Genomic DNA, 12,227 nt, shown 5'->3' with positions numbered 1-12,227 from the left:
AGCTTTGTGCCTGCTTTCATGTGACCAGGAATGACCACTTGAGGTTTAAGCGCAAGCATCTCGCTAAGTTGTTGCTCCCAAGCATTGATAGCGGTTTGGTCAGCGGCATCGGCCATCCACAAATGTACGTTTGAGTACACGGCTACGTTACCTAGAATCGCTTTGTTATCTGGAATCCATAGGTAAGGGCGGTGTGCTGATGTGCCATGGTTACCACGGATTTCAATCTTATGACCTTCTAGCTCTAATGATGCTTTATCGTACGCGACAGGGATCACTGGTTTTACCGGTGCGTTTGCGCCAAGCTTTGGCCCCCAGTACGCCAGCTTTCCAGCCAATTTCTCTTTAATAATTTTTTGAACCGCTGGCGTTGTGATGATCTGCGCATCAGGGAACTGTTGGTGTAAGGCCTCTGCGCCAAAGTAGTAATCTGGGTCCGCTTGGCTGATAAAAATGGTTTTAAGCGTTTTGCCTGAGTCCAGCACTTTAGCGGCAATGCGCATCGCGTCAGCTTTGGTGAAGCCAGTGTCGATAACCATGGCGTCAGTCTCACCGTATACCAAGGTTGAGTTTACGTGGAAGCTGTTACCGTCGGCGTTGTAAACCTCAAGAGTAAGGGGAGAGTGGTTTGCCGCTAGAACAGGGCTTGCCATTAAAATGGATGCAGCAATCAAAGTGAATTTTTTCATAATAAGCTCCTAAAGAATTTGGGGCCAAGCGACGATGGCTTGGGAACGGGAGCTATATTAGGAAATTGATACGCTCGAAAAAATACACAATAATGTGCATCACTATTTCTTATTTCGAGCAAATGTATGGATAGAGTAACGGCAGCAAAAGTATTTGTAGATGTGGTGTATTCTGGCAGTTTTACCGCTACCGCCGAGCGGTTAGACATGTCTCGGCCAATGGTGACTCGTTATGTAGAGTCGATGGAGAACTGGCTACAAACTCGTTTGTTGCACCGCACTACGCGCAAGGTGTCACTCACCACCGCAGGGGAGCGCAGCTTGCCTCAGATTGAGCGCTGGTTAAAACAGGCCGATACGTTGACGTCGAACATTGCCGCTGATGGTGAGCTGTCCGGAAAAATCCGTCTTGCGTCTAGTACTTCATTTGGATTCTCACAGTTGATCCCCGTAGTAAACAGTTTTATGCAAAAGCACCCCAAAGTGTATATCGACATAGATCTGCAAGATTCAGTGAGTGATCTAACCGAACAACGTATCGATCTGGCGATCCGAATTGCGTCAGATCCCGATCCTTCTTTGATTGGTAAGCCGATTGCGGTGTGCGAATCGGTGTTGGTAGCATCACCGCAATATTTACAAACTCACCACGCGATCGCGCATCCCCGAGATTTATCTTCACACGACTGTTTGGGTTACAAAAACTTTGAGCGTCACGTATGGCATTTGTCTCAGGGCGACCAGTTCGAATCGGTGGGAATTGAGTGTCGCCTAACCAGCAATGAGGCCACGGCGTTATTGCATGGCGCTTTGCAAGGCATGGGTATTTCGATGCTGCCAACCTATTTGAGCAATATCTATCTCAAATCGGGTCAGCTTGAGTCGGTGTTGCCGGATTGGAAGCCAAATGATCTCAACATTTACGCGCTGTATTCATCACGTAAACACTTGTCTCCTGCGGTGAGAGCTTTCATCGATCACAGTGAAGATTACTTTAAACAGCATCCTTGGTAATAGCGAAAGGCGTCGTCATCCCGACTTGAGATTCATACAAGATCCTGTACCTTACATGGATATATTTTCGCAGCGTCATTTAGAGTTTTAGTTAATGTCACAAGTTCGCATCAAATTTATTGCTTCCGATATGGATGGCACATTGCTTGACCAATACGGTCGTTTGGATCCAGAGTTTTTCGATCTGTTTTTGCAACTGGAAGAGCAAGGTATTTTGTTCTCCGCTGCGTCTGGTCGTCAGTATTACAGTCTGCGAGACACGTTCGCGCCAATCAAAGACAGACTGTTGTATGTGGCTGAAAACGGCACCTTAGTGATGTACCAAGACAATGAGCTCTACAGTTGTACCATTCCTAAAGCGGAAGTGTTGGAGATTGTGAAAGCGGCTCGTGAGATTGACGGGGCGAACATCGTATTGTGTGGCAAGCGCTCGGCGTACATCGAAACGCATGATCAGCAATCGCTGGAAGAATTTCAAAAGTACTACCACCGCTGTGAATATGTGCCGGATTTGCTTGAGGTCGAAGACGAGTTTATTAAGGTAGCAATTTGTCACTTTGATGGTTCGGAAGAGCTCCTGTTCCCGACCATGAACGCAAAGTTTGGCGCAACGCATAAAGTCGTGGTGAGTGCAAAAATCTGGCTGGATGTGATGAATGCCGAGGCCTCTAAAGGTGCGGCCATTCAGCATCTTCAAGAGACGATGAATTTTACTCCGGCAGAAACTATGACGTTTGGTGACTACCTCAATGACCTCGAAATGCTGCAAGTCAGTGAGCATTCGTACGCGGTTGCCAACGCGCACGAAGAGATTAAGAAAATTGCTCGTTATTCTGCGCCAAGCAACCAAGAGGCTGGGGTACTCAAAGTGATTAAAGAGAAAGTATTAGCGAAGTAACGCTCATTCTTTCGATGTTATTTTCTTCTTCACGTAAAAAGCCCCGCAGTGTATGCGGGGCTTTGTTTTTTTGGGGGGAGTAAGGTTCCCGTTTTAGCGTACGTACTTGGCGGTTGCGCTGACTAAAAAGTGCTGCAATTTCCCGTCTGATTTTGGCACCCACAAGTCGTTATGATAATGGTAAATACGGCCATTGACGGTCACAGACAAGGTATTATCACCCGTTTTCTCCATGCGAATAAACTGATCCGAAGTGACCAAAAACGGCTCTTGCTCTTCAATGCTCTGGCCCGTTGCTAATACGAAGTAGCCGAATCGGTTGCCAGCATCCGGATCGGTTGAGTAGATTCGATGTCCAACGAGGCTGTAGTCGTCGTTGAGTGCCTGCTCAAGCGTTTTTTGCCCGATGGTTTCGTGCGATGGAATAAATACCCAAGCCAACACACCTGCCGCAATGACTGCCAGTAGAAGCAGTACTTGCATGAACTTTCTCATCATATATACCGTTTAACGTTGAAATTTCATTTTGTACATGCGCTTATCCGCTATGCTGATAAGAAAGTCAACATTGTCACTGTCTTTAGGGTATTGCGCTAAGCCCATGCTTGTTGAAAGTGTTGAGACTTTATCGGAGTTTAATATTTGTGCATCAAAGACGGTATTTATCTGCTCACGTACGTTCTCTTCATTGAGATATTCACCTTCAAGGATAACCGCGAACTCATCTCCTCCCATGCGATAAACAGTAAAATCATTGAGTGCCATAGAATTAAGCCGCCTAGCGATTTCCCGCAGTACAGTGTCGCCAACTTGGTGTCCGTGTGTGTCGTTGACTTCTTTAAAACCATTTAAATCTAGAATCCAGAGAGAAAAGGGCCTTTTTTCTTGAGTAAATTTGTTTAGGGTTATGAATAGTGCATTGCGGTTCCCTAGGTTCGTCAAAGGGTCGCTTAGCGCCAATTTTCTATGAAAATGGGATTCACGATAAAAGAAATAAGTTAGAGAGATAATCGACAAAACGAACGTCGCAAACAACATATATTGTGCTTGCATTAAGCGCTGGGTTTGACCTTTTTGTGCTTCATAAGCTTTACTGCTTAGACGGAAGTTTTGATTAACGAAGTCTATTAAGCCTAAATATAGTGTTTGAGTTGAACGATAAAATGCAGCAGCAGCTTGGCTATCACCTGTTCTAGCTTCTACTAGTTGTTTTTCTAGCTCTTTGAACTCTTCAAAAAGGTTAATGAAGTAAAGGTGCATGTTGTTCCGAGAAAAGAACTTATTGGCTTTCGTGCTACTGGTCAATAAGTCAAAGCGACTCCACGCTAACTCGTATTGAAGCTCTGCACCATCAATATTCAATACGTTTTCATCTAACCGTCTGGCCTCGCCGACAAGTTCTGATAGTTCTTTGGAGAGTTGGAATAAAAACCAAGTCGCTTGTTTTTGTTCGTTATTAAAATTTTGTGAGAGTGAACGTGTTTGCTGTAAAAGCACGACATTCGCGAGGAGCAAAGAAACGGCAAACACCACCAGCAGCATTTTGCTGGTGGTAGAATATTGCAATATTCTTTGTTTCTTAGAATAGGGTTCTGATAACTTCATTCTTATTATTTTTCTTTTATTTCATTTACTTGCCATACCATTTGCGCATGATATTTATTGTAGTTTAGCTCTGGATAGAGATTGATTGGATATATCACCCAGAAAGGGCCTTTATTCCTGACTTTTATGTAATTCTGATCTTGTTGATAAGCCAGTATTGGTTGATATCGAAGAATATCTTGTCGGGACAATGTCGAGTGATAGTCGTTTAAGCTGCTGATATCAACCTGCTCTGGTACCTTTCCGTAGACGTGTGTAAGAAGCGTGCTGAGTTTAACGCCTAAAAACTCTGACGAAGCAGGAAGCCAAGGCAATGTCATCGTGTAGCTAGTGGTAGGTAAAGCTTGGATCTCTTCCAGTTCCAGTATGACACTAGGCTGCTGGCTACTACTAAATACGATCGTATTTGCAGACAAGAATGGCGCAACAAAAAACAGACCTAGCGCGACTATCTTTTTCATCATATGCCCTTTTGAGTTTTATTCTTTTTTCTTAGCTAGGACAAAGGTGCTAGCGGTAATTTATTTATAATTATAGAGCCAACCGGATGAGATTTTATAATACGTTATGTTTCAAAAATAACTGTCGGTTTACGTCACGTCAAGGTTATTAAGTTGCTTCTTAATTAAAAGCTCAGAGTATTGGGATGATGGTAGAGTTTCGTAATGATTTCGCGGTATTTAATTGGTTTTTAGTGCAACTTTGTGTCATTTTTAATAAAGATACTGTGTCGGAAATGAGAATTTAATAAGGCGAGAAATGGATGTCGAATTTGCTCTTAAGTTACATTATTTTACATATTTAAATCATAGATATTCAGATATGTATTTGTTAGTACGTAAAGAAAATAAAGTCACCTAGTTTTGGTGACTTTATTTTTTATTTCATGAGCTTACTTAAATTAACTATGCAAACAAATATTTTGCATGGAAGTTGAGGTGCTCTTCAATAAAGCTTGAGATGAAGTAATAGCTATGGTCATAGCCAGGTTGCATTCTCAAGGTTAGGTTTGAATCGTGTATTTTTGCCGCAGCAATCAGCGCTTCCGGTCTAAGCTGCTCATTTAAGAAGCCATCAGCATCACCTTGATCAACCAAAATTGGTAATGGTGATTGTTGTTGTTTTAGAAGTTCACTTGCATCGTATTGCTTCCAGCTTTCAAGCTCCTTGCCTAAGTAAGCAGTAAAGGCTTTTTGTCCCCAAGGGCATTGCATTGGGTTACTGATTGGACTGAACGCTGAAATAGAACGGTACTGTTCTGAATTTTTCAGACCAATGGTGAGCGCTCCGTGGCCGCCCATACTGTGACCGGAAATTGACTTCACGTCAGAGACTGGGAAGTTACTTTCGATGATCGCAGGCAACTCCTCAGTCACATAGTCGTACATACAGTAATGCAGTGACCAAGGTGCTTGCGTCGCATTAAGGTAAAAGCCAGCTCCTTTTCCTAGGTCATAGCTTTCGTCGTCAGCGATACCTTCGCCTCTCGGACTTGTGTCTGGTGCAATGATCGCAATGCCAAGCTCGGCCGCCATACGAAATGCGCCCGCTTTCTGCATAAAGTTCTCATCGGTACACGTTAAACCAGAGAGCCAGTATAGCGCGGGTACGGGATTTGATTTCGTTGCGTTAGGTGGCAAGAATATCGCGAAGCGCATGGTGCAGTTTAGGGCATTGGATTCGTGTGTATATTGCTTGTGCCAACCGCCAAACACTTTGGCTTGGCTTACATTTTCAATGGTCATGAATAAACTCTCTAATTAGCAGAAGGAATTCAGGCTCCCCAAAAGGAGAGCCTGAGGCAGCATTATTGATCCATATGGATAACTGTTCGGATGCTCTTACCTTCATGCATCAGATCAAACGCTTTGTTGACGTCTGCTAATCCCATTGTGTGGGTAATGAACTCCTGTAAGCCGAATTCACCAGCCATGTAACGGTTTACGATTTCTGGAAGCTCAGAGCGACCTTTAACGCCACCGAAAGCGCTGCCACGCCATACACGACCAGTTACCAGTTGGAATGGACGAGTTGAGATCTCTTGACCTGCACCAGCAACACCAATGATGACTGACTCACCCCAACCTTTGTGACAGCACTCAAGTGCTTGGCGCATCACGTTTACGTTACCGATACATTCGAATGAGTAGTCAACACCACCGTCTGTCATTTCAACAATCACTTCTTGAATTGGCTTGTCGAATTTTTGTGGGTTGATGCAATCAGTTGCACCAAGTTGTTTCGCTAGGTCGAATTTGCTTTCGTTGATGTCTACACCGATGATGCGGCTGGCACCAGCCATGCGAGCACCGATGATTGCAGAAAGACCGATACCGCCTAGACCAAAGATTGCCACTGTGTCGCCTTTTTCAACTTTAGCTGTGTTTAATACCGCACCCATACCAGTGGTTACGCCACAACCTAGAAGACAAACTTCTTCAAGTGGTGCTTCTTTGTTTACTTTCGCTAGTGAGATTTCTGGAAGAACCGTGTACTCAGAGAAAGTAGAACAACCCATGTAGTGGAAGATAGTTTCGCCGTTGATAGAGAATCGGCTTGTGCCATCTGGCATTAGGCCTTTACCTTGCGTTTCACGAACGGCCTGACATAGGTTCGTTTTGCCAGATTTACAGAACTTACACTCACCACATTCAGCAGTGTAAAGTGGGATAACGTGGTCGCCAACTTCAACGCTTGTTACGCCTTCGCCAACCATTTCAACGATGCCGCCACCTTCGTGACCAAGGATTGAAGGGAAGATACCTTCTGGATCGTCACCTGATAGTGTGAATGCGTCAGTGTGACAAACACCAGTTGCTACGATGCGTACTAGCACTTCGCCGGCTTTTGGAAGTTGTACATCAACTTCTTCCATTTTAAGCGGCTCACCTGCAGCCCAAGCGACCATTGCTTTTGATTTTATGTGAGTTTGACCAGGTTTGATTTCAAGCGACATTGGATGTTTCCTTTATATTTTCAGTATATGGAGTGACGTAATAAGCGTAGTTAAGGTTTGCTTACCGCGCTGCGTCGTTTTGTTGGTGCTCATTTTAGGTGTTTCAGTAAAAATGATAATCCGTCCATTTTGAAAATGATTTTTACATATGCGTAATAATGATAAGGTGAGCATGTAAAAAGAGTGCTATGCCTCCTTAAAGCGGAAGGGAAATGGAAAAGGTGATTGACCTGAAGTTAGATAGAGGGGCTAAAGTAGAAAACAGTCAAACCATCAGCTAAGTAAGAGTCATTATGAATAAGACGGATCTGAGTGCCTATTTAACCAAGCTAGGCTTGCCTAGTGAATTGCCCGCCGATTTGGAGTCATTGCACAGAGTTCACGTGGCGCAGCATCGTTGCCTGCCGTTTGAGAATTTTGACATCGCATTGCAGCGAGGCGTTTCTGTTGAGATTGAAGATATTATTCAAAAAACCGTGTACCACTCTCGCGGTGGTTACTGCTTTGAATTAAATGGTTTAATGCTTGATGTGCTCAACACTCTTGGGTTTGAAGCGCGAAGTTTGCTAGGGCGTGTACATGTGTCTGGTACACCAACAGGTCGTAGTCATCAAATCACGTTAGTGACGTTAGAGGAACAAACATGGATTGTCGATGTGGGTTTTGGCTCCAATACCCCTCGAGCGCCATTGCCATTTATCCTTGACCAAGTGATTCAGACGGATTTACAAACCTTCCGTTTTGTCAAAGATGCTCAGTTTGGTTATTTCCTCCAAGTGCTTTCAACCGATGGAACGGACGTGTGGAACAATCTATACAGCTTTGACCTAGAGTTCGTGTGTGCTGGTGACATTGCATGTAGCAACTTCTTTACCTCGACTTCGCCTAATTCGCGTTTTACTAGCGCAAGAGTCGCTGCTAGAGCGACAGAAAGTGGGTTGGTGACGCTGCTTAACTACACACTCAGATGCACCAATCATGAAGAGCTAACAGAAATAGAGCTAGAGCCAGGTCAAACCTACCTGGATGCGTTGAAAGAATATTTTGGTATTGAGCTTGATGCGCAATACGACGATCTTCGTCCGTTACCTGACGCGTAAAGTTCTCCAGTTTTCAAAGCGTAGCGCGACGAGAACAATGTAATCACTATTTGTCTAGAAGAGGTCGACAGGAATACAGCATGGCGAATTGGGAAGGAGTCAGCGAGTTTGTTGCCGTAGCGGAAACTAACAGCTTTACAGCTGCCGCGGCTAAACTGAAAACGTCAGTGGCACAAATCAGTCGCCGCGTATCGGCACTTGAAGAGCGTCTTGCGGTTAAGTTACTGCATCGCACGACGCGAAAAGTTTCTCTGTCTGAAGCTGGACAGCTTTATTATCAGCAGTGCAAACATTTGGTCGAAGGGCTAGAACTGGCTGAGCTTGCTGTAACGCAAATGCAGACCGAACCGCGAGGTTTGCTGCGTGTGACAGCGCCTGTGACCTATGGGGAAATGAACCTCGCGCCGCTCTTGCATCAGTTTTTGGAGAAGTACCCGCGTGTGGACCTCGATTTAGTGCTGACCAATCAAAAACTGGATTTGATAGAGCAAGGGGTAGACGTGGCGATTCGTCTTGGCCGCCTGCAAGATTCCAGCATGATCGCAAAGCGTCTTTCGTCGCGTCAAAATTACGTGTGTGCTAGCCCTATGTATTTGGAGCGATTTGGCGAGCCTCACACATTATCCGAACTGGCTCGACATCAGTGCCTAGTTGGTTCGGTCGATTATTGGCATTTTAAGGAAAATAAACGTGATAAGTCTTTGCGCGTATCGGGGAGAATTAAATGCAATAGTGGTTTTGCGCTAATGGGCGCCGCCAAACGTGGTTTGGGTTTAGTGCAGTTGCCGGACTATTACGTTCAAGAAGCTCTAGATAACGGTGAGCTAGTCGAGGTGCTGACCGATTACCGAGACGACCGTGAAGGCATTTGGGCACTGTATCCACAAAGCCGAAATTTATCGCCCAAAGTGAGGTTGTTGATCGACTTTTTAGCGCAGGAACTAGCGGATTAGAGTTTTCATGAACTTTAATACAACTGAAGTTGCTAAAACGCCCGGTGATGCCGGGCGTTTTTATTAGGATGAGAGCTGGAATCGAAAAGACATGAATCACTATTGGTTGGATTCCGCGTCTTCACGTTTAATCACTTTGTGCCCATCTTCAGATACGCCTTGCTTCCAATAGCTGCTGATGTAGATATTCTCGCGATCGACTTCTTTTTCGTTGCGGAAATATTGGCGCAGCGCACGCATTGAATCGAACTCACACGCACACCATACCGAAGCGTTACCATCTAACCACTCGAGTTCGCGAACGCTATCAGCCAAGGTTTGCTGTTCGGTTAGCCAAATCAACTCCATACCGGCTGGCGTGTTTAGGGGTTGAATGTCGGCTGGAGACATCACGCTGATCACAGCGTAGCCTTTGGCCTCTTCTGGCAGCGTACGAATTTTCGCAGAAAGTGCTGGAAGTGCTGTCATATCGGCAGCCATGAAGAACCAATCCGCCTCAGTATTTAAGTTGGAGATGCTACCTGGCCCAACAATGCTGATCGTGTCGCCTTTTTGCGCGGCCATTGCCCAACGCGCTGCAAATCCGCATTGCAGATCTTGCGTTACGTGTCGGACGAAATCCACTTCGATTGAACTGGTTTCTGGATGAAAGCGTCGAATAGTGTAGGTGCGCATGATTGGTCGGTCGTCTTCTGACAGGATGCTCAGATCCGCGCCGCCCATATCGTTAAACAGTAATTTGATGTAACTGCCTTCGCAGTCACGAGGAAAGTGGCTCAGCGCCTCACCTTGCAAGGTAATGCGCTGCATGTTTGGAGTGATGGTTTCTGTGTCTGTGACAACAAGCGTTTTAGGTTGAGGCTTCTTTTTCATTGTTACTTTACTCGATAATTATTCTCTTTCTCATTTAAAGATTATCAAGTTCCCTAACAAGAGGGTAGCGTCTTTAAACAAATTTACACTGTGAATTAACGCCAAAGCCTCAAGAAAAATATTACCTCTATCCTTTCTCTAACCACGTAAAGTGAGTCGTTTTTTAACCATAAATGGACTTATATCATTGGAATCGTAGACAAAAGCAACAGCGCAGCCATACTGTAGTTGAACCCCTTAACGCGTTTATCGGTGGTCAACCAACGCTGCAATTGCATACCTGCCGCCGTCCAAAATGTCACCGATGGCAAGTTAGCTAAACAGAAGATACCGGCGATAAAAGTCAGTTCGAGCCATGCACCGCCACTGCTGTATACCGTAATGGCCGTCAACGCCATCGACCAACCCTTCGGGTTCACCCATTGGAATGCGACAGCCCCTAAAAAAGACATTGGGCGAAAATCGTGTTTTGCTTCGGTTTTGTCGCTGGTGGCGATTTTGTACGTCAAGTACAGCAAATAACTCAAGCTCAATACTTTCAAAATGGAGTGGGTTAGCGGGTAGGCATGGAACAGGCTCATCAAGCCAATACCCACCAAAATTAGCATGGCACCAAAGCCGAAGGTAATGCCCAACATGTGTGGGATAGTGCGTTTAAAGCCGACATTTGCCCCTGAGGTCATCAACATAATGTTATTGGGACCCGGCGTAAAAGTGGAGACAAAAGCGAACAACGCCAAAGCACCCAGTTGATGATATTCCATAGATTGTTCCTTGAATCAGTTCTCGATAAGTTGAGAACAACTATAAGTAGAACTGAGGTCAATATTGTGCTTTTATTTGATGATTAGAAACTAAATAAGCAATAAAACATCATCATGGATAGATTTGACGAAAGAATATTGCAAGTGCTCAAACGAGATGGAAGAATCTCCAATGTAGAGCTGTCGGAACGCGTTGGTTTATCTCCATCTGCAACCTTACGCCGAGTGCAAGATTTAGAGCGTAAAGGCGTGATCAAAGGCTACCGAGCAGTACTGGATAATCAGCAACTTGGCGTGGGTTTTGTCGCTTATGTGTCGATTGGTTTGGCCTCGCACTCTAAGCAGGCGCAGCTGGGTTTCGAAGAGCATGTGCGTTTTGTAAACGAGGTGGTGGAATGTCACAACATTACGGGATCTAACGAATATCTCATACGCGTAGAGACGCAAAATCTCGCCGCTTATAAAGCGTTCCATGCTGATGTGTTGGGTGAGTGCGAACACGTCAAGTCGATTACAACGATGGTGGTGATGGACACACCAAAAGACGAGCGATAGCCAAACGAGAGTGACAGTTTTTGTGGCACATGAATTTGAAGTGACTCGAAAGAGTCAGTCGAGTATGAGATAAGTACACAACAAATGCTGGAAAGCAGATGGCACTCTTACAATTTCCACCTTTATTCTCACCTTCGAAATAATCTCATCCTGCTAGTTTTGCTTAAACCGCTTGTGTTCATGAGCGGCGAGTCAGCAAATTTAAGGATGAACGATGAAATCACATGTAACACTTCCTCTTTTGAGCTTAAGCGCTGTTGCCGCATTGAGCTCATTTAACGTCAACGCCCACGGCTGGGTAGAATTTCCAAGTGCTCGTCAGAATACGTGTTATTTAGACGGTGGTTTTTGGACCAATGAGATCCCCAACCAAGCGTGTAAAGCGGCTTTTGAAGAATCTGGTGCTTACCCGTTTGTGCAACGCAGTGAAATTGCAGCAAACGTACCAAATTACCGAGATATGGAGCATGTTAAAGCCGTAGTCCGTGACGGCGAACTGTGTTCTGCCGGCGATGCCGCTAAGAAAGGTTTGAACATTCCTTCTCCAAACTGGCAGCGCACCAATGTTACGCCAGATGCAAACAACCAGATTGAATTGGTGTTTTACGGCAAGGCGCCGCACAACCCATCGTACTGGGAATTCTATCTCACCAAGCCGACTTATGATGATTCAAAACCGCTTACTTGGAGTGATTTAGAGCTGATCGACACCGCAGGTGACGTGTATGTTGATGCGGAAAAACGCTACCGTATTCAGGTGACTTTCCCTGCTGATCGTTCCGGCGATGCAGTGCTTTATACTCGTTGGCAGCGCATTGAT

At 45.1% G+C, this 12,227-nt stretch carries 14 protein-coding genes; 6 read left to right on the top strand and 8 right to left on the bottom strand.

Annotation, left to right across the window (positions count from 1 at the left end; genetic code table 11):
* A partial coding sequence (locus IQR33_RS17340) for an MBL fold metallo-hydrolase (RefSeq protein WP_228013958.1) occupies positions 1-689 on the bottom strand: 689 nt, incomplete at its 3' end.
* A 126-nt stretch (positions 690-815) separates the two neighbouring features.
* On the opposite strand from IQR33_RS17340, the gene IQR33_RS17335 reads away from it, so the two are divergent.
* Both IQR33_RS17335 and IQR33_RS17330 read left to right on the top strand, forming a co-directional pair.
* Positions 816-1,703 (top strand): LysR family transcriptional regulator, encoded by an 888-nt coding sequence (locus IQR33_RS17335; protein ID WP_054575261.1) that lies wholly within the window; start codon positions 816-818, stop codon positions 1,701-1,703.
* A gap of 94 nt (positions 1,704-1,797) precedes the next feature.
* Complete coding sequence (locus IQR33_RS17330) at positions 1,798-2,601, top strand: Cof-type HAD-IIB family hydrolase (protein WP_017633831.1); 804 nt, start codon at positions 1,798-1,800, stop codon at positions 2,599-2,601.
* Between the two features lie 93 nt (positions 2,602-2,694).
* Here the strand turns inward: IQR33_RS17330 and IQR33_RS17325 are convergent, their stop codons facing one another.
* From IQR33_RS17325 to IQR33_RS17305, 5 genes are all read right to left on the bottom strand, one after another.
* Positions 2,695-3,084, bottom strand: a complete 390-nt coding sequence (locus tag IQR33_RS17325) for a hypothetical protein (protein ID WP_005374387.1) — start codon at positions 3,082-3,084, stop codon at positions 2,695-2,697.
* Positions 3,085-3,108: 24 nt separating this feature from the next.
* Positions 3,109-4,206, bottom strand: coding sequence for a GGDEF domain-containing protein (locus IQR33_RS17320; RefSeq protein WP_054576500.1), 1,098 nt, complete (start codon positions 4,204-4,206; stop codon positions 3,109-3,111).
* A gap of 5 nt (positions 4,207-4,211) precedes the next feature.
* Positions 4,212-4,667, bottom strand: a complete 456-nt coding sequence (locus tag IQR33_RS17315; RefSeq protein WP_193837827.1) for an oxidoreductase — start codon at positions 4,665-4,667, stop codon at positions 4,212-4,214.
* Positions 4,668-5,111: 444 nt separating this feature from the next.
* Positions 5,112-5,951: an S-formylglutathione hydrolase gene (gene fghA, locus IQR33_RS17310; protein WP_005374382.1), complete on the bottom strand. Its 840-nt coding sequence runs from the start codon at positions 5,949-5,951 to the stop codon at positions 5,112-5,114.
* Positions 5,952-6,013: 62 nt separating this feature from the next.
* Positions 6,014-7,162 carry an S-(hydroxymethyl)glutathione dehydrogenase/class III alcohol dehydrogenase gene (locus IQR33_RS17305; protein WP_017821027.1) on the bottom strand — a complete coding sequence of 383 codons (1,149 nt, stop codon included), beginning with the start codon at positions 7,160-7,162 and terminating at the stop codon, positions 6,014-6,016.
* Between the two features lie 293 nt (positions 7,163-7,455).
* Here IQR33_RS17305 and IQR33_RS17300 point away from each other — a divergent pair, with 293 nt between their 5' ends.
* Both IQR33_RS17300 and IQR33_RS17295 read left to right on the top strand, forming a co-directional pair.
* Positions 7,456-8,262, top strand: a complete 807-nt coding sequence (locus tag IQR33_RS17300; protein ID WP_005383272.1) for an arylamine N-acetyltransferase family protein — start codon at positions 7,456-7,458, stop codon at positions 8,260-8,262.
* An 80-nt stretch (positions 8,263-8,342) separates the two neighbouring features.
* Complete coding sequence (locus IQR33_RS17295) at positions 8,343-9,215, top strand: LysR family transcriptional regulator (protein WP_017633836.1); 873 nt, start codon at positions 8,343-8,345, stop codon at positions 9,213-9,215.
* 99 nt (positions 9,216-9,314) lie between these two features.
* On the opposite strand, the gene IQR33_RS17290 is transcribed toward IQR33_RS17295, so the two are convergent.
* Both IQR33_RS17290 and IQR33_RS17285 read right to left on the bottom strand, forming a co-directional pair.
* Complete coding sequence (locus IQR33_RS17290; protein WP_053303996.1) at positions 9,315-10,088, bottom strand: siderophore-interacting protein; 774 nt, start codon at positions 10,086-10,088, stop codon at positions 9,315-9,317.
* A gap of 179 nt (positions 10,089-10,267) precedes the next feature.
* Entirely contained in the window at positions 10,268-10,852 is a 585-nt protein-coding gene (locus IQR33_RS17285) for a LysE family translocator (protein ID WP_054578560.1), read from the bottom strand.
* Between the two features lie 114 nt (positions 10,853-10,966).
* Between IQR33_RS17285 and IQR33_RS17280 the strand changes: the two genes are divergently transcribed.
* Positions 10,967-11,407 carry an Lrp/AsnC family transcriptional regulator gene (locus IQR33_RS17280; protein ID WP_031780811.1) on the top strand — a complete coding sequence of 147 codons (441 nt, stop codon included), beginning with the start codon at positions 10,967-10,969 and terminating at the stop codon, positions 11,405-11,407.
* Positions 11,408-11,621: 214 nt separating this feature from the next.
* The coding region (locus tag IQR33_RS33375; RefSeq protein WP_228013957.1) for a lytic polysaccharide monooxygenase at positions 11,622-12,227 on the top strand (606 nt) is incomplete at its 3' end.

It is taken from the genome of Vibrio sp. OPT46, assembly GCF_015163535.1.
Lineage (GTDB): Bacteria > Pseudomonadota > Gammaproteobacteria > Enterobacterales > Vibrionaceae > Vibrio > Vibrio alginolyticus.
The sequence above is the reverse complement of the archived record's forward strand: the minus strand, read 5'-3'. Positions and strand labels throughout refer to the sequence as shown.